This window comes from Streptosporangium amethystogenes, from assembly GCF_000721075.1.
Classification (GTDB): domain Bacteria; phylum Actinomycetota; class Actinomycetes; order Streptosporangiales; family Streptosporangiaceae; genus Streptosporangium; species Streptosporangium amethystogenes.
In genome coordinates this window covers 154,703-171,745 of the sequence record NZ_JOEQ01000012.1, presented here as the reverse complement: position 1 = coordinate 171,745, position 17,043 = coordinate 154,703, and the positions used below count along the sequence as shown (strand labels likewise).

At 70.8% G+C, this 17,043-nt stretch carries 16 protein-coding genes; 7 read left to right on the top strand and 9 right to left on the bottom strand.

Features of this window, described 5'->3' with window-relative positions; genetic code table 11:
- Positions 1-42: 42 nt before the first annotated feature.
- The 6 genes from IG98_RS0119265 (at position 43) to gatB (ending at position 7,804) form a co-directional block, all read left to right on the top strand.
- Entirely contained in the window at positions 43-2,142 is a 2,100-nt protein-coding gene (locus IG98_RS0119265; protein WP_030913708.1) for a putative bifunctional diguanylate cyclase/phosphodiesterase, read from the top strand.
- A gap of 667 nt (positions 2,143-2,809) precedes the next feature.
- Positions 2,810-3,109: an Asp-tRNA(Asn)/Glu-tRNA(Gln) amidotransferase subunit GatC gene (gene gatC / locus IG98_RS0119260; RefSeq protein ID WP_030913706.1), complete on the top strand. Its 300-nt coding sequence runs from the start codon at positions 2,810-2,812 to the stop codon at positions 3,107-3,109.
- Positions 3,106-4,596, top strand: coding sequence for an Asp-tRNA(Asn)/Glu-tRNA(Gln) amidotransferase subunit GatA (gene gatA / locus IG98_RS0119255; protein ID WP_030913704.1), 1,491 nt, complete (start codon positions 3,106-3,108; stop codon positions 4,594-4,596). Before gatC ends, gatA begins: the two co-directional genes overlap by 4 nt.
- 54 nt (positions 4,597-4,650) lie before the next feature.
- Positions 4,651-5,739, top strand: coding sequence for an AAA family ATPase (locus IG98_RS0119250; RefSeq protein WP_030913702.1), 1,089 nt, complete (start codon positions 4,651-4,653; stop codon positions 5,737-5,739).
- Entirely contained in the window at positions 5,736-6,302 is a 567-nt protein-coding gene (locus IG98_RS0119245) for a hypothetical protein (RefSeq protein WP_030913700.1), read from the top strand. The genes IG98_RS0119250 and IG98_RS0119245 overlap by 4 nt, the downstream gene beginning before the upstream one ends.
- A 14-nt stretch (positions 6,303-6,316) precedes the next feature.
- Positions 6,317-7,804 (top strand): Asp-tRNA(Asn)/Glu-tRNA(Gln) amidotransferase subunit GatB, encoded by a 1,488-nt coding sequence (gene gatB, locus IG98_RS0119240; protein WP_030913698.1) that lies wholly within the window; start codon positions 6,317-6,319, stop codon positions 7,802-7,804.
- Between the two features lie 228 nt (positions 7,805-8,032).
- Here gatB and IG98_RS0119235 read toward each other — a convergent pair whose 3' ends face one another.
- The 6 genes from IG98_RS0119235 to IG98_RS48815 all read right to left on the bottom strand — a co-directional run bounded on the left by IG98_RS0119235 (position 8,033) and on the right by IG98_RS48815 (position 13,013).
- Complete coding sequence (locus tag IG98_RS0119235; RefSeq protein WP_037970753.1) at positions 8,033-10,171, bottom strand: peptidase domain-containing ABC transporter; 2,139 nt, start codon at positions 10,169-10,171, stop codon at positions 8,033-8,035.
- Complete coding sequence (locus IG98_RS0119230; protein WP_030913687.1) at positions 10,168-10,542, bottom strand: hypothetical protein; 375 nt, start codon at positions 10,540-10,542, stop codon at positions 10,168-10,170. Before IG98_RS0119230 ends, IG98_RS0119235 begins: the two co-directional genes overlap by 4 nt.
- Positions 10,527-11,513: a TIGR04500 family putative peptide maturation system protein gene (locus IG98_RS51945; protein WP_030913685.1), complete on the bottom strand. Its 987-nt coding sequence runs from the start codon at positions 11,511-11,513 to the stop codon at positions 10,527-10,529. The genes IG98_RS0119230 and IG98_RS51945 overlap by 16 nt, the downstream gene beginning before the upstream one ends.
- Entirely contained in the window at positions 11,510-12,520 is a 1,011-nt protein-coding gene (locus IG98_RS51940) for an MvdC/MvdD family ATP grasp protein (RefSeq protein WP_051752446.1), read from the bottom strand. Before IG98_RS51940 ends, IG98_RS51945 begins: the two co-directional genes overlap by 4 nt.
- 135 nt (positions 12,521-12,655) lie before the next feature.
- Positions 12,656-12,805, bottom strand: coding sequence for a putative ATP-grasp target RiPP (locus IG98_RS48820; RefSeq protein ID WP_084195488.1), 150 nt, complete (start codon positions 12,803-12,805; stop codon positions 12,656-12,658).
- Between the two features lie 67 nt (positions 12,806-12,872).
- Positions 12,873-13,013 carry a putative ATP-grasp target RiPP gene (locus IG98_RS48815; RefSeq protein WP_084195487.1) on the bottom strand — a complete coding sequence of 47 codons (141 nt, stop codon included), beginning with the start codon at positions 13,011-13,013 and terminating at the stop codon, positions 12,873-12,875.
- Positions 13,014-13,443: 430 nt separating this feature from the next.
- Between IG98_RS48815 and IG98_RS47040 the strand changes: the two genes are divergently transcribed.
- Positions 13,444-13,827 carry an SH3 domain-containing protein gene (locus tag IG98_RS47040; protein ID WP_051752444.1) on the top strand — a complete coding sequence of 128 codons (384 nt, stop codon included), beginning with the start codon at positions 13,444-13,446 and terminating at the stop codon, positions 13,825-13,827.
- A 55-nt stretch (positions 13,828-13,882) separates the two neighbouring features.
- Here IG98_RS47040 and IG98_RS0119200 read toward each other — a convergent pair whose 3' ends face one another.
- The 3 genes from IG98_RS0119200 to IG98_RS0119190 are packed head-to-tail and all read right to left on the bottom strand — an operon-like array spanning position 13,883 to position 16,950.
- Entirely contained in the window at positions 13,883-15,376 is a 1,494-nt protein-coding gene (locus IG98_RS0119200) for a tripartite tricarboxylate transporter permease (protein ID WP_030913679.1), read from the bottom strand.
- The gene (locus tag IG98_RS0119195; RefSeq protein ID WP_084195486.1) at positions 15,377-15,985 is read right to left on the bottom strand and encodes a tripartite tricarboxylate transporter TctB family protein; all 609 of its coding nucleotides are present in this window, start codon (positions 15,983-15,985) and stop codon (positions 15,377-15,379) included.
- The gene (locus IG98_RS0119190) at positions 15,985-16,950 is read right to left on the bottom strand and encodes a Bug family tripartite tricarboxylate transporter substrate binding protein (RefSeq protein ID WP_030913675.1); all 966 of its coding nucleotides are present in this window, start codon (positions 16,948-16,950) and stop codon (positions 15,985-15,987) included. The genes IG98_RS0119195 and IG98_RS0119190 overlap by 1 nt, the downstream gene beginning before the upstream one ends.
- Between the last annotated feature and the right edge of the window lie 93 nt (positions 16,951-17,043).

Genomic DNA, 17,043 nt, shown 5'->3' with positions numbered 1-17,043 from the left:
GCCGTACTCTCCCATAGTGAACTAATGGGGGTTTTGTTACTCATGGCCGACCCAACCGACACTCGCGATACCGGACCGCGTCCGGGAACGCCCCTCTGGGCCTACCTCGCCACCGTCATCGCGGTCGGGTTCGTCGCCCTCGTCGTGTCCCAGCTGCGCATGGACACGGCCGAGGTCGTGGAACTCGCCCGGAGCCCGCTGTTCTGGATGCTCACGGTCCTTGTCGTGCTGGGTGAGTTGCGGCCGGTGATCCTGTCGGCGTCGCTGACCGTGGGCGGCACCTACCCGTCGACCATGTTCACCTTCGCCGCGCTGCTCCACTACGGCCTGCCGATCGCGGTGCTGCTGCAGACGGTCGCCATGGTCGTCAACGGGGCGGTCACCCGTAAGGCGTGCCATCGGGTCATATTCAACATCGCCCAGGTGACCCTGGCCTACACCGCCGCCGGGATGGTGCTCGACCTCTTCGGCGACCACCCCGTCACGGTGGGCGACGGGGTGCCCGACGGCACCGACCTGCTGGCGATCGGGCTGGCCGGGCTGGCCTACTTCGTGGTCCGGGCCGCGCTGGTCTCCGGCGCGGTGGCGCTGCACGAGCGCAGGTCGATCCACCGGGTGATCAAGACCACGATCGGCCACCAGAGCCTCGTCTACGCCGGGCTGCTCGGCATGGCCCCGCTCGTCGTGGTGGTGATGAACCACTCGCCGGCCCTGGTGCCGCTCTTCCTGGCGCCCGTGCTGGCCGTCTACTTCACGGCCAGCATGTCGGTCCGCCGCGACCACCAGGCGATGCACGACGGCCTCACCGGGCTGCCCAACCGCAAGATGCTGGTGCTCAGCACGGAGGAGGCGCTCGCCGAGGCGCGGGAGGGCGAGCGGGTCGGCCTGTTCCTGCTCGACCTCGACCGGTTCAAGGAGATCAACGACACCCTCGGGCATCCGGTCGGCGACCGGCTCCTGCAGATGGTCGCGCACCGGCTCACCCACAGCGTCCGTCCCGGCGACGTGGTGGCCCGGCTCGGCGGCGACGAGTTCGCCGTTCTGCTGCCCTCGGTCAGGGACGCCGCGGCGGCCAGGGAGGTGGCGGCGCGCCTGCGGGTGGCGATCACCGAGCCGGTACGGCTGGAGGGCATGAGCTTCGACCTGGACGCCTCGTTCGGCATCGCCATCTACCCCGACCACGCACCGGACTTCGAGATGCTCCTGCAACGCTCCGACGTGGCGATGTACCTGGCGAAGGAGAGCAGGACCGGAGTCGAGATCTACGCCGCCGACAAGGACCGCAACAGTCCCGAGCGGCTCACCCTCCTCGGTGACCTGCGCAGGGCCATCGACCGCTCCGAGCTGCGGCTGCACTACCAGCCCAAGCTGGACCTGTCGGGAGGGCAGGTGCGGGGCGTGGAGGCGCTACTGCGATGGCGCCACCCGGAGCGAGGGATGATCTCCCCCGGAGAGTTCGTGCCGATGGCCGAGCAGTCGTATCTGATGCGCCATCTCACCGGATACGTCATCGACGCGGCCCTGGAGCAGGCCGCTCACTGGTGGCACACCGGTCTGCACGAGCAGATCTCCGTCAACGTCTCGGCCCGCGACCTTCTCGACTTGGCGCTCTCCGACCAGCTGGGAGCGGGCCTGGCGCGATACCGGCTGCCGCCCAAGGCGATCCAGCTGGAGGTCACCGAGCGCATCCTGATGACCGACCAGGCATACACCGCCGACGCGGTCCGCGCCCTGGCCTCGCTGGGCGTGCCGCTCGCGCTCGATGACTTCGGCACCGGCTACTCCTCGCTGGTCCGCCTGCAGCGTCTGCCGGTGGCCGAGGTCAAGATCGACTCCTCGTTCGTCCGCCGGATCGGCGAGTCCAAGGACGACGAGCGGATCGTCCGCTCGATCGTCGACCTGGTCCGCTCCCTCGGCCTGCGCTCGGTCGCCGAGGGCGTCGAGTCGGCCGAGGTGGCCGAGCGCCTGGCGGACATGGGGTGCGATCTGGGCCAGGGCTGGCTGTTCGCCAAGCCCATGTCGGCCGCTGACGCGACAGTATGGTTGCGCAAGCATCGAGGGCTCGCCCCGCACGACTTCGGTTTCCTGCGCCCCGCCGAGATCCTCGACCCCCAGCGGGCCTGGTCCTCCCTGTCGCCATGATCTTGCGTACGGCCGTTCCGTCCCCCGGTAGGTGCCTGCCGGGGACGCGCGAAGCGGTGTTCAAGATCGATTCGGCTGGAAGGCGGGTCATACCTGGATCGGCGCCCATGCGGTCGCGGGCTCTCCGGCTCCGCGTCGAGTTATGTCACATCCGGGTTACCTGAAATTAAAACGTTCTTGAGGTGAGTGCGTAAGACGCCGTTTCGGCGGCGATTCTCCGGTGGGACGGGGCCGGACGCGGGCCGCGATCACGGGGTGTCCAGGACCGGATGTGAGGTGGGACAACGGTGCACCGGTGGTCCTGACCGGCTACGGGGACCGTCTCAAGCCGATCTCGGGTGCGCCCCTCCGTAGATCCGGTGCCCGCGGGGGCGGCGCGGATCATCGAGCCTCCCGGCAGTAAAACGTTTTGTAACCTTCCTGGGGCGGGATCGGGGTCCGGTGATCCAGGTGGGTGACGGCAATCGGCTCAGGGCCTCTCGGATCGGTGCGCACCGGACAGGCCGGGGGTCGATTTCTCCGGCCTGGCGGGCCGGGGGCGGTCTGACCGCTTCGAGTAAGAGATCTTCGGTTGGTTGCGACGGTGTTAATGAGTCGGGACCCTCAGGTCGCGAGCCATAGGATGACAGTGTCCAATTGCCATTCCACGAAACGGGTTCAACGACTCATGTCCGCCATAACCCGCGACGAGGTCGCTCACCTCGCCCGGCTGTCCCGGCTGGCGCTGGCCGACGAGGAGCTCGACCACTTCGCCGCCCAGCTCGATGTGATCATCGGTGCGGTCGCCCGCGTCGCCGAGGTGGCGGCCGACGACATCCCGCCGTCCTCGCACGCGTTGCCGCTCACCAACGTCTACCGCCCCGACGAGGTGCGGCCAGGACTGACGCCGGAACAGGCGCTGTCAGGCGCCCCGGCAGTCGAGGACGACCGCTTCCGCGTGCCGCGCATCCTTGGGGAGGAAGCATGAGCCTCGTCCACAAGACCGCCGCGGATCTGGGCGCGCTGATCGCCGCCGGAGAGGTCTCCGCGGTCGAGGTCGCCCAGGCCCATCTCGACCGGATCGCCGCCGTCGACCCGCAGGTCAACGCCTTCCTCCACGTCGACGCCGAGACGACCCTGAAGCAGGCGCGGGCCGTCGACGCCCGCCGGGCCGCAGGTGAGGAGCTCGGCCCGCTGGCCGGCGTGCCGATCGCGCACAAGGACGTCTTCACCACCGTCGACATGCCGACCACGGCCGGCTCCAAGATCCTTGAGGGCTATCGCCCGCCGTACGACGCCACCGTGACCCGTCGTCTGCGCGAGGCCGGCCTGGTGATCCTCGGCAAGACCAACCTGGACGAGTTCGCGATGGGCTCCTCCACCGAGAACTCCGCCTACGGCCCCACCCGTAACCCGTGGGACCTGTCCCGCATCCCCGGTGGCTCCTCCGGTGGCTCCTCCGCCGCGGTCGCCGCCTACGAGGCCCCGCTGTCCACCGGCACCGACACCGGCGGCTCGATCCGCCAGCCCGCAGCGGTCACCGGCATCGTGGGCATGAAGCCGACCTACGGCGGCTCGTCCCGCTACGGCCTGATCGCCTTCGCCAGCTCGCTCGACACGCCGGGCCCCTTCGCCCGCAACGTGCTGGACACCGCGCTGCTGCACGAGGCGTTCTCCGGCCACGACGTGATGGACGCGACCTCCGTCGACGCCCCGGTGCCCTCGGTCGTGGCGGCGGCGCGCAACGGCGACGTGGCCGGGCTGCGCATCGGCGTGGTCAAGGAGTTCGGCGGCGACGGCTACCAGGCGGGCGTGCTCGCGCGCTTCCACGAGACCGTGGAGCTGCTGGAGTCGCTGGGCGCGAAGGTCTTCGAGGTCTCCTGCCCCTCGTTCACCACCGCCCTCCCGGCGTACTACCTCATCGCCCCCTCGGAGTGCTCCTCCAACCTGGCCCGCTTCGACGCCATGAGGTACGGGCTGCGCGTCGGCGACGACGGCACGCGCAGCGCCGAGGAGGTCATGGCCCTGACCCGGGCCCAGGGCTTCGGCCCCGAGGTCAAGCGCCGCATCATCCTCGGCACGTACGCGCTGTCCAGCGGTTACTACGACGCCTACTACGGCCAGGCGCAGAAGGTCCGCACGCTCATCGCGCGCGACTTCGAGGCCGCCTTCCAGCAGGTGGACGTGCTCATCTCGCCGACGACGCCCACCACGGCGTTCCCGATCGGCGAGCGCGCCGACGACCCCATGGCGATGTACCTGGCCGACCTGTGCACCATCCCGGCCAACCTGGCGGGCAACGCGGCCATCTCCGTGCCGTGCGGTCTGGCGGACGAGGACGGCCTGCCGGTCGGTCTGCAGATCATGGCTCCGGTGCTCGGCGACGACCGCTGCTACCGGGTCGGTGCCGCGGTCGAGAAGGCCCTCCAGGCGCGGTGGGGCGGCAGCCTGCTGTCCAGAGCCCCGGAGCTATAAGGGTTTTCTGGATTTCGGGGCGAGGGGGCGACAGGTGACAGGGAGAACGGCGGCATGATCACTCGGATCGAGATCGACGGGTTCAAGTCCTTCTTGAGCTTCGATCTCGATGTGCCGCCCTTCCTCGCGCTGGTCGGGCCCAACGCGAGCGGCAAGTCGAACCTCTTCGACGCCGTGAGGTTCGTGGCGGCCGAGATCGAGGGGCCGGGCGGACTGCTGGGCGCGACCCGCGGGCTACCGGGCGAGCAGTTCCACCGGGTCGCCCACGGTTCCGCCGTGGGCGGGTTCGTCGTCTCGGTGGAGGCGCTGGTCACCCCGGAGCCCGGTTCCGTGGTGCCGGTCAGGTTCGACGTGGGCGCGGAGATGGTGCTGAAGATCCCCAGATCCAGCGGGGCCGTCGTCAGCCACGTGGCCCAGCGGATCCCGCACGAGCTGCTGGATCTCCTGGTCGAGGACCCGGATCCGGAGGGCACGCCCCGCCGTACGGTCTCCTCGTGGCGCCGCTATTCGCCGTCCCCGGCGGCGATGCGCCGTCGCTGCCCCTCGGCCAATCGGGGACCACTCGCGGACGACGGCGCGAACCTGGCCGCGGTGCTCGGGCGGATGGCCGGTACGGAGGCGCTGGCCGACCTCGTGGTCGACCTCGCGGGAGTGCTCCCCGACGTCACCGGGCTGGTGCCGCGCACCGACCGGAGGGAATGCTCCTTCGACCTGCTCGTCGACGGCCAGGGAGCGGTGCCCGCCACGCTGCTCTCCGACGGCACCCTGCGGGTCCTCGGCCTGCTGACCGCCCTGCACGACCCCGACCACCCGGGCACGCTGCTGGTGGAGGAGATCGAGAGCGGTGTCCACCCGGGGCGCCTCGGCGAGCTGCTGCGGCGGGTACGCCAGCGGACCTCCGGGCCGGGAGGTGCCGAGCCGCCGCGGCAGGTGATCCTCACCAGCCAGTCCCCGATCGTCGTCGCGGAGGTCTACCGGACCGAGCCGGACGCGCTGACGTTCCTCGACACCGCGGTCCGGGTCGACCCCGACAACGACCGGGTGTCGCGGGTGACCGTGGCCAAGCCGATCCAGCCGGACGGTGAGCCGGGCACGTTCGTCTCCCCCCGGCAGGTCCGCAAGTACCTGGGCGCGGCCGCATGAGCCGCCCGCTGGTTCCCGGACTCATCGCGGAGGGGGAGACCGACGAGGGCTTCCTCAGCATCGTGATCGCCAGGCAGCTGCGCGAGCTCACCTGGATGGCACCGTACGCGGTGGACGTCAAGGAGACCGAGGTCGTCTCCCACGACCGGGAGCACGTGGTCACCGCGCTGGAGGAGCTCGCGGCCGACTGCCACCTGCTCTTCACCCACGATGACGGGCGGGAGCGCCGCCGTAGCGACGGCGTCCGCTACCACTCGCACTACCTGGTGCCGGTGATCGGGCTTGGTGACACCGAGGCCTGGCTGCTCGCCGACCGCGCCGTGTGGGCGGGGCTGGCGGGCAGTGACCTCGGCGCGTTGCCCGCGCGGCCCCGCGATGTCGAGAGGATCGCCGATCCCGCGGGGGTGCTGGCCGCGACCGTCCCCCGGCGTGGCAAACCGGTCCGCGACTACTTCGAATACATAGGACGCAACATCGACCTCGCCGTCCTGGCCCAGGTGCCCGCCTACGCGAACTGGGTGGCCGAGACGAGGAACGCTTTGAAGGGACTTGGTTACCTGTGAGTGCTAAGACACTGATGCCGTACGACGAGGCGCTGGAGCGCTTCGAACCGGTGCTGGGCCTGGAGACACACGTCGAGCTGGGCACGGCGTCAAAGATGTTCTGCGGCTGCCCGACCACGTTCGGCGCCCCGCCGAACACGCACGTCTGCCCGGTCTGCCTGGCGTTGCCCGGTTCGCTGCCCACGACCAACGCCGCCGCGATCGAGTCGACGATCCGTATCGGCCTGGCGCTCAACTGCTCCATCGCCGAGTGGTGCCGCTTCGCCCGGAAGAACTACTTCTATCCGGACATGCCGAAGAACTACCAGATCAGCCAGTACGACGAGCCGCTCTGCTTCGACGGCTACCTCGATGTCGAGGTCGACGGCAAGACGGTGCGGATCGAGATCGAGCGCGTCCACCTGGAGGAGGACACCGGGAAGTCCACCCACGTGGGCGGGGCGACCGGCCGTATCCACGGGGCCGACTACTCGATCGTCGACTACAACCGGGCCGGCATCCCGCTGGTGGAGATCGTCACCAAGCCGATCCCGGGGACCGACAGGCTCGCCCCCGAGGTCGCCCGCGCCTACGGCACCGAGCTGCGCGAGCTGGTGCGCGGTCTCGGCGTCTCGGACGTACGCATGGAGGAGGGCTCCATGCGCTTTGACGTCAACGTCTCGCTCATGCCGCGTGGCTCCTCGGAGTGGGGCACCCGCACCGAGACCAAGAACGTCAACTCGCTGCGCAGCGTCGAGCGCTCCGTACGGGGTGAGATCGAGCGCCAGGCCGCGATCCTCGCCGACGGCGGCCGGATCATCCAGGAGACCCGCCACTTCCACGAGAACACCGGCACCACCACCTCGGGACGGTCCAAGGAGGAGGCGCAGGACTACCGCTACTTCCCCGAGCCCGACCTGGTGCCGATCGCCCCCGACCCCGCGTGGGTCGCCGAGCTCAAGGCGGCCCTGCCGGAGCTGCCGGGTGTGCGGCGCAAGCGGCTCCAGCAGGAGTGGGGCGTGTCCGATCTGGACATGACGTCCATGTACAACGCCGACGCCATCGTCCTGGTCGAGGCGACGGTCGCCGCCGGGGCTCCGCCCGCGGACGCCCGCAAGTGGTGGATGGGCGAGCTGGCCCGCCGTGCCAACGAGGCGGGGCTCCCGCTGAGCGCGCTGCGGATCACCCCGGACCAGATCGCCAGGGTGTGCGCGATGGTCGCCGGAGGGGCGCTGAACGACAAGCTGGCCCGCCAGGTGCTGGAGGGCGTGCTGAACGGCGAGGGCTCCCCGGACGAGGTGGTGGCCGCCCGCGGCCTGCAGATCGTCAACGACGAGGGCGAGCTGATGGAGATCATCGACCAGGTCCTGGCCGGCAACGCCGACGCGGCGGACAAGGTCCGCAGCGGCAAGGTCGCCGCCGTCGGCGCTCTGGTCGGCGGTGTCATGAAGGCCAGCCGGGGCAAGGCCGACGCGGGCCGGGCCAGGGAACTCATCCTGGAGCGCCTCGGCGTCTCCGAGTAGGTCACGCGAAGGCTTCATGGGAATCCGCCGCGGAGTTTCCGGGGAGCCGATGCGAAGGACGGCGGACTCCGGACTCGCTCTTCCGGTGGTCCGGCACCTGGGAAGCGGGCATATCCGGCAGGCCGCTGTGGACGGTGCCCCTCCTGACAGGGGCACCGTCGCGACCGCCGTGCTCGGAGCGCGGTCCGGGTTCCGCCCCCGCCCACCGGGCGGACCCGTGGAGCGAGGTCAGGCGGGGGCGGCCTGGGTGGCGACGAGTTGTGCGTACTTGCCGCCCATGGCCATCAGCTCGTCGTGGGTGCCGCGTTCCACGATGCGGCCGGAGTCGACCACCAGGATCAGGTCGGAGTCCCTGATGGTGCTCAGCCGGTGGGCGATCACGATCCGGGTCTGGGTGAGCCAGAACAGGTTGGACTCGATGGTCGCCTCGGTGGCGCTGTCCAGGCTGCTGGTGGCCTCGTCGAGCAGCAGGATCTTCGGCCGCGGCAGGATGGCGCGGGCCAGGGAGAGCCGCTGGAGCTGGCCGCCGGAGAGACCGCCGCCGTCGGTCAGCACCGTCTCGTACCCCATCGGCATCGCCATGATCTCCTCGTGCAGCGCCGCCACCTCTGCCGCGGCGACCACCCGTTCCAAGGGTGCGTCGGGAAGGTTCAGCGCGATGTTCTCCCGGATCGAGCCGTTGAACAGGGAGGTGGCCTGGCCGACCACGCCGAACTGGCGGCGCAGGGTACGCAGGTTGAGCTCGGAGGCCGGGACGCCGTCGTAGAGGATCTCGCCCTCCACCGGGATGTGCAGCGTCAGGAGCAGCCTGGCCAGCGTGCTCTTGCCCGAGCCCGAGGCGCCCACCAGCGCCACCTTCTGTCCCGGCCGGATGGAGACCGAGACGTCCCGCACCACCCACGGGCTGCGAGGGTCGTGCCGGAAGCCCACGCCGCGCAGTTCCACCGCGCCGCGCAGCCGCAGCACCTCGATGCCCTCGCTGGGCTCGGGCTCGGAGGCCAGGATGTCGGACAGGCGGTCGAAGTGCGCGCCCACCTGCTGCAGGCTCTGCAGGCCGGTCATCAGCGAACCGAGCGGGGTCAGGGCGCCGAGCGCGATGGCGTTGAGCGCGATCAGCGCGCCCACGGTCAGTTGCCCGTCGAGGACCCGCCACGCGCCGAGCCAGAGCAGCCCGAGCGGGGCGATCACCCGGCTCGCGGACAGTGCGGCCTCCACCAGGCCCTGGGTGAGGCCGTTGCGCACGTCGGCGTTGAGCTGCTGGGCGAAGTGGGTCGACCACTGCTCCACCGCCCGCTTCTCGGCCCCGGACGCCTTCAGCGTCTCGATGCCGCTGATGGCCTGGATGAGGCTGCTCTGCGACGCGGAGAAGGCGGTCAGCTCCTGCTGGGTGAGCAGGTTGATCCGGCGAGTGGTGGCCAGCACCAGCAGCCCCTGGAAGGCGACCACGCCGGTCAGCGCCAGCCCGAAGACGGGATCCCACACGTACACGAGCACGAGGTAGCCGACGGCGAGCGGACCGTCCAGCAGCGCCGCCACGATCTGGCCGGTGAGGATGTCGCGCAGCGTGGAGACGCTGGCGGCCCGGGTCAGCAGGTCGCCCTTGCCGCGCTGCGCGAAGTAGCGGTACGGCAGCGTCACCAGGTGGCCGATCACCCCCTCGGTGAGCTCCTGGTCGGCGCGGGCCCGTACCGCCACCAGCAGTGCCGCCCGCAGATAGCCGATCACGAACTGGGCCAGCCCGGCCAGCAGCACGGCCCCGCCCAGCAGGGGCAGCAGGTCCGTGCCCTGGGACGGGATGATCCTGTCGATCAGCAGCTGGGAGAAGAAGGGCAGGGCCAGCCCCAGCAGCTGCAGCAGCAGCGAGGCCGCGATGACCTGGGCGAGCAGGCCGCGCCGGCGCCGGAACAGGGTCCGGACGAACTCGCGCCGCCAGGCGCTCGCCATCGAGGACGTGCCGCGGTGGAACCCCTCACCGGGTTCGAAGACCAGCAGCACGCCGGTGAACCCGGCGCTGAACTCCTCCGCGGTCAGCCTGCGGCGGCCCTGCCCCGGGTCGACGATGTCCACCCGGTCGGGCGACCAGCGCTCGACCACCACGAAGTGGTTGAACTCCCAGTGCGCGACCGCGGGGAGCGGCACGCGCGCCAGGTCCTCGGGCGCGAGCGAGAAGGCGCGCGCCTTCAGGCCGTGCTCGCGGGCGCCGTCCACGATGGCCTTGGCGCTCAGGCCGTCCCTGCCGACCTGGAGTCGTTCGGACACCTGGTGCAGGGTGGTGCGCTGGCCGTGGTGGCAGAGCACCATGGCCAGGCACGCGGCGCCGCACTCGGTGACGGTGTTCTGCAGCAGGACCGGTACGCGATTCCTCATCCACCGGCTCCCAGCGCGAGCGCGATCAGCGTGGCGCCGGCCGCCAGGACGGCGGCCACCAGGATCCACAGCAGCAGGAACGACGGGCCGCTGATCACCAGCGGCATCCGGGCGGCGGAGCGGGCCTCGGCATGCCGGCGCAGCGCCTCCGCCCGGTAGATGGGCCGTCCCGGAGGCGCTGACGGGGAATGCGGCTGGTGGCCGGGCGGGGGCGTCGGCGGGGCCGCCGCCGGGGGGCGCTGCGGAGGGGGCGGAGGTGAGTACGGTGCCCGGGGGCGGTATCCCTCGGTGTCCTCCCAGTGGCCGGCCCTGTGCCGGCCGGGCGCGGGGACGGCCTGGGTGCGGTCCGGGTCGGTCACGACCAGTGCCATTCGACCGTGGCAGCGGCGCGGCGCTCCGCCAGCCAGCCGGTGAACGCGGCGCGCCCGGCGGCGGCCAGCGTCTCCCGGTCGTCGGTGGCCGGGCTCCTGTGCAGGACGGTGCCGGTCAGGAAGCCGCCGTCCGGCAGCTCCACCGGGCCGACGATCCCGCCGGGCGGCGTACCGCGCAGGGGCGCGGGCAGATCCGCCTCCCAGCGGGTCGCGAAGGTCGCCGTGACCTCTCCGGTGTCCCCGAGCGAGGCCAGTCCGGTCAGGAGGTCGGACACGGTGCCGGCGGTCACCTTCTCCTCGCCGGTGACCCACACGGCCCTGACCCGGGCGAAGTCGCCGGGGTTCGCGGCCAGGTGCCCCGGGGCCAGTTCCGCCTCCCTGTCCCGGCGGAACCGGCGGCGCTGGGCGATCTCGGTGATGTACGCCTCGAACTGTTCGCCCGACATGCCGGCCTCGGCCATCCAGACCAGGGTCGACTCGCGGTCGTGCAGTCCCCGGCCCCTGCGGAACTCGTCGGCCGTGGCCTGGAGGTCGGCGGCGCTGAGCGGTTCGGTCTCGCCCGTGGCCTCGACGAGCAGGCACTGGTCGATGATCTCCCGGTACGGCGACGAGTCACCTCGGGAGAGCGAACGCAGCATGGTCAGTGCCTGGGGGACCGTCACGTCCACGTCGTTGACGCTGACCAGGTATCCGGCCGCCCAGTGCGTCGAGTGGTCGATCAGCCAGGGAACCCCGTCCTCCGGCGGGGCGGTCAACGCGACCGTGCCGCCGTCGGGATGGTCGAGGAGCAGGTCGTAGTCGACCACCGGAGTCCCGGGGCGCCGGTCGACGACGAGCCGCGCCCGGATCTCCGGGTGCCGCGCCGCCCACTCGCCGGCCGTGCGCCGGGCGTCGGAGACGCCTACGCTGCGGCGGGGTAGCGCGCGTAACAGGGAGACCCCCGACTCCAGGACCTTGGCGAAATCGGTCACGGTGTTCCTCCGTCCATGAGCCAGCCCGCGATCGCGTCGCTGACGGGCAGCCCGGTCCACAGCTCGACGAACCCCCACGCGCCGTTGGAGTTCAGCTCCAGGAAGACGTACTCGCCGCCGGGGGTGACGATGAAGTCCAGCGCCGCGTAGGTCAGCCCGACGTCGGCGACCAGCCGGGCGCAGCGCAGCGACACCTCGGCGGGCAGTTCGTGTACGCCGTACCTGACCCGGTCGTTGTCGTAGTGCCGCCAGTCGTCCCTGGCCGCCCGGGAGCCCGACGCGTCGATCTCGGCCGCGAACACCCGCGTCCCCACGACGATCACCCGCAGCTCGACCGCCTTGGGGACATAGGGCTGCAGGATGACCGGTTCGTGCTGGATCCGGTGCCGGGAGGTCAGGTGGCGGCGGGTGACCACGGTCGTGTACGCGCGGTGTTCGGCGCCGTCGACCTGGAACGGCTCGGCGGTGATCTGCTTGGCGACCAGCCGCCCCTCCGCCGACTCGTACGCGTCCGCCAGCTCCGCGGGGTCGTTGGTGTAGACCGTGTCGGGTACGGAGAAGCCCAGCTCGATCGCCCGCGCCATGTGGAAGATCTTGTTGTGCGCGCGGCGCTCGTCCGCTCGGCGGCCGGGGAGCCAGCGCGCGGTCAGCAGGCTCCACACCCCGTCCAGCATGAACTCCGCCTGCTCGTCGACGTGCGCGCGGTGGCTGGGCTCGGTCACGGTGCCGGCGGCCGAGGGTCTGCCCGGCCGGCTGCGCCAGACAGCGGTGATCCGGGACAGGTCGATCGTCTTCGTACCGGTGTCCAGCAGCAGCCGCCGTTGCCCGCCGGTGAACGAGGCGGTGATCCGGCTGTGCCCGGGGAAGTCACCGGTGTCCCACCACAGCACCGGTGGGCCGGTGCCGTCACCGGTATCGTCACCCACCAGCCGGGCGCCGCGCCGCCGGAGCGCGGCCAGCACCCTTTCCGCGGCCCCGTCCCCGCGGCTGCTGACGATCAGAATCACTACCCGGTCCCATCTGCGTAGGCGCGGCGGAACCGGCTTCCCGGCCCGCCGCGCCGTGTTCGATCCAGTACGCCGACCGGGGGCGCGGCCCGTCCTACGGCGAGACAGCCTCCCGGTACCGGCGGGGTGGCTTGATCAGCTGTCGACCCACTCGCGGCGGCAGGGCCCCGCCCCGTCGTAGGTCAGCACCCACCTGCCCATCTGGCCGCCGGCGACCTCGCCCAGCTGGGCCTCGGTCAGCTCGGCGCCCTCGAAGGGCAGGTCGTCAATCGTGATTTTCGACATGATCGATCACTCCTCTCGGCCGCGTGAGGCGGCACGGTCGTATCGGATCAGCGGTCGTGTGTTCGGCCTAGTACTGCCACCACTCGCACGGCAGGTTCTTCTTCCAGGCGCTGACGGACCACTTCTGGCCGCCGTCGACCTCGCCCAGCTGGGCCTCGGTCAGCTCGGCGCCCTCGAAGGGCAGGTCGTCAATCGTGATCTTCGACATGATCACTCCTCTCGGCCGCGTCGTCGCGACCCCCGCTGGTCTTTCGCTCCCAGGATCGGGAACCGGTCACCGGGTCCTCGTTCTTGGCCCCGGCCTTGCGGAGAAATCTAGGAATGACTACTTGCGGGTCACTTGTGCCCTGGTTGTGTTCGGGCTCGGAGGTTCCTGACCGTCGTGGCCGCCTCCGGACGATCCGCGGGACCGGGCGGCCTCTCCGCGCGGCTCGGCCCGTCGAAGCGGTCCCCGTCCCCCTGAATCCGGGAAACGCGAAGAAAAGCGTCCGGCGATCGGCGGGGATTTTTCATGTGGTAATTCATATTTCTGAAATTCAACAGGTATTGACGAAATTCTTGATGGCTTGCAAAGTGATCACTGCAGTCCCGTCATTCACTCTGGTATGACCTGACCTCACATTCGGAGAGCACGAAAAATGAGAAGGTTCCTGGCATTCGCCGCCGCGACGTTGACGGCCGCGGCGGGAATGGCCGTCGCGGCGGTTCCCGCCCAGGCAGCCCCCGTGAACAGGCTTTCCGTCCTGTCGGCGCTCCCGGCGGTGGATGCCGTGGTCGTCGCGAACGGGGTGCGCCTGCGGGCCAGCGCCGGAGGGTCGACGGTTATCGGCTATCTCTATTACGGCGATTACGGGCAGGTGCTGAATCCGAACTCGACGAGCGGCTGGTGCAACTTCCGGCTGGGCGGCAGATCGGCCTCGGGGTTGCCGGCGGGTACCACGGGATGGGTCTCGTGCAGCTACCTGGCCAGGGAGGACGGCCTGGGCGCGGACAGCTTGAACGTCGACACCCTGCGGGGATAGCGGGGACGACAGACTCGGCCGCCCGGCTCCCCACGGCCGGGCGGCCGTCATCCGGTCAGGCGCCGCGGCGGGCGGCCGCCTTCCTGATGAGCGGGGTGAACAGCGCCAGCACCGCCACGACCAGCAGCGTCGCCGCGATCGGGCTTCTGACCAGGACCGTCACGTCGCCCGCGCCGATGGCCAGAGCCCGGCGGAGCTGGATCTCGGCCATCGGGCCCAGGATCAGACCGATCACCGCGGGGGCGACCGGCAGGCCGAACCGGCGCATCGCGAAACCGAGCAGGCCCAGGAGATAGAGGATGACCAGCTCCACCCAGGAGGAGTTCAGCGCGTAGACGCCGAGCGCCGCGAACAGCGCGATCCCCGAGTAGAGGTAGGGGCGGGGGATGTGCAGCACCCGGGCCCAGAGCGGGGCCAGCGGCAGGTTGAGCACCAGCAGCATGGTGTTGCCCACGAACAGTGAGGCGATCATGCCCCAGACCAGTGCCGGGTTGTGGTCGAACAGCTGCGGTCCCGGCTGCAGCCCGTACTGCTGGAAGGCCGCCAGCAGGATCGCGGCCGTCGCGGAGGTGGGCAGGCCCAGGGTGAGCAGCGGGACCAGCGTGCCCGCCGCCGAGGCGTTGTTGGCGGCCTCGGGGCCCGCGACGCCCTCGATGGCGCCCTTGCCGTACTCCTCGCGGGCGATCCCGCGCGCCAGGCGTTTCTCGATCGAGTACGACAGGAACGTCGGGATCTCCGCTCCGCCGCCGGGCAGCGCGCCGAAGGGGAAGCCGAGTGCGGTGCCGCGCAGCCAGGGCCGCCAGGAACGCGACCAGTCGGAGTGGCCGAGGAACGCCCGGCCGACCGGGATCACCTCCGGCGGGCCGTGCCGCAGCCGGGAGGCGACGTAGAGCACCTCGCCCACGGCGAACAGGCCGACCGCGACTATCACCACGTCGATGCCGTCGAGCAGTTGCGGCACGCCCAGCGTCAGCCGGGCCTGGCCGGTCTGCTGGTCGATGCCGATGAGCCCGATGACCAGGCCGAGGCCCAGGGACGCCAGCCCCCGTACCACGGAGCGGGACAGCACGGACGAGACGGCCGTGAAGGCCAGCAGGGCCAGTGCGAAGTAGTCCTCGGGGCCGAAGGAGATGGCGAAGTCCACCACCAGGGGGGCCGCGACGACCAGTAGCGCGGTGGCGATGGTGCCCGCGACGAACGAGCCGATCGCGGCGGTCGCCAGCGCCTGGGCGGCCCGGCCCCGCTTGGCCATCTTGTTGCCCTCCAGCGCGGTGATCATCGAGGAGCTCTCGCCGGGCGTGTTGAGCAGGATCGAGGTGGTCGACCCGCCGTACATGCCGCCGTAGTAGATGCCCGCGAACATGATGAACGCGCTGGCCGGAGGGACGGTGAAGGTGATCGGCAGCAGCAGCGCCACGGTCATGGCCGGGCCGATGCCGGGCAGCACGCCCACCAGCGTGCCCAGCGTGACGCCCACCAGCGCGTACAGCAGGTTGACCGGGGTGAGGGCGGTCGCGAAGCCCTCCAGCAGCAACTGGAACGAGTCCACTCAGATCACCCCGGACAGCAGCCCGGCCGGCAGCGTCACGCCGAGCCCTTTGACGAAGGCCAGGTAGGTGGCGGTGGACAGCAGGATCGCGACGACGCCCGCGCGCAGCCGGTGGGGGGCGCCGAGTGTCACGGACAGGCCGAAGAAGAGCAGCGCGCCCGCGATGATCCAGCCGAGCAGGTCGAGCAGTCCGGCGAAGGCCAGGAAGATCACGCTGACCAGCGCGACGGTACGCCAGTCCGCCCGCGCGCCGGAGTCGGCGTCCTCGGCGTCCTCGGGATCGCCGTGGCCCCCCCTGAGCACGTCGATCACGTAGAACGACCCGATCAGCAACATCGCCGCCCCGACCAGGGCAGGGAAGAACCGGGGGCCGAGACCGAAGGAGGAGCCCGCGGCGGCCACGTCCGCGGTGCCGACGATCACGAACGCCCCCAGCGCGAGGACCAGCACCGCCAGCCCCAGCTCGGGCCGCCGCCACGACCAGCCGGCACCGGTCTCGGAGGCCGGGCGAGGATGCGCGCCGGTCTCATGGTCGATACCGCCGTCGTCGGCGCGGGCGACGGCGACGGGTTCGCGTCCGGTGCCGGACGGGTCTTTCGCGGACGACATCAGGAGACGAGGCCCATCTCCGCGATGACCGCCTTGACCTTGGTCTGCTCCGCCGCGAGGAAGTCGGCGAACGGCTGACCGGTCTGGAAGACGTCGGCCCAGCCGTTCTTGATCACCGCGTCCTTCCAGGCCGGCGAGTCGTGCATCGTGGTGACCAGCTCGGTGAGCTCCTTCTTCGCCCCGTCGTCCAGCCCGCCGGGCGCGACGAAGCCTCGCCAGTTGGCCAGCTCCACGTCCAGGCCGCCCTCCTTGAGGGTCGGGGCGTCCACATTGTCGAGCCGGGCGGGCGAGCTGACACCGAGGGCGCGCAGCTTGCCGGACTTCACGTGCTCGGCGAACTCGCCGATGCCGGAGATCCCGGCCGCGACCTTCTCACCGAGCAGCGCGTTGAGCGCCTCGCCGCCGCCGGAGTGGGCGATGTAGTTGACCTGCTTGGGGTCGATGCCCGCGGCCTTGGCCATCAGGCCCGCCACGATGTGGTCGGTACCCCCGGCGGAGCCACCCGCGATGGCGACCTTCGCGGGGTCCGCCTTCCAGGCCGCCGTCAGGTCGGCCAGCGTCTTGTAGGGCGACCCTGCGGGAACCACGACGATCTCGTACTCCTCGGTCAGCTTCGCGATGGGCGTGGTGTCGGCCAGGGTGACCTTCGACTTGTTCTGCTCCACCGCGCCGACCATCACCAGGCCCATGGTCATCAGCAGATTGCCGTTGCCCTTCTCGCCCGCGAGCTGGGCGAGGCCGATGGTGCCTCCCGCGCCTGGCACGTTGTAGACCTCGACCTTGCGGGACGGGGCCGCGGACTTCAACGCCTCTCCCGCGACGCGGGAGGTCTGGTCCCAGCCGCCTCCCGGTGAGGCCGGGGCCATGATTCTCAGTGCGCTGGTACCCGAGCTCCCACCGGAACCGCAGGCGGTGAGGGCGGCGAGGGACAGCACCGCGAGGGTGGCGAATCTCCGAAGACGCATGGTCGAACTCCCAACAACATGAACAGAGCGTGGGGAGGATGGTGACCGCAGCCGGTCGCCGTGTCGATCCTTTGCGTGTTTGCCGTCGTATCG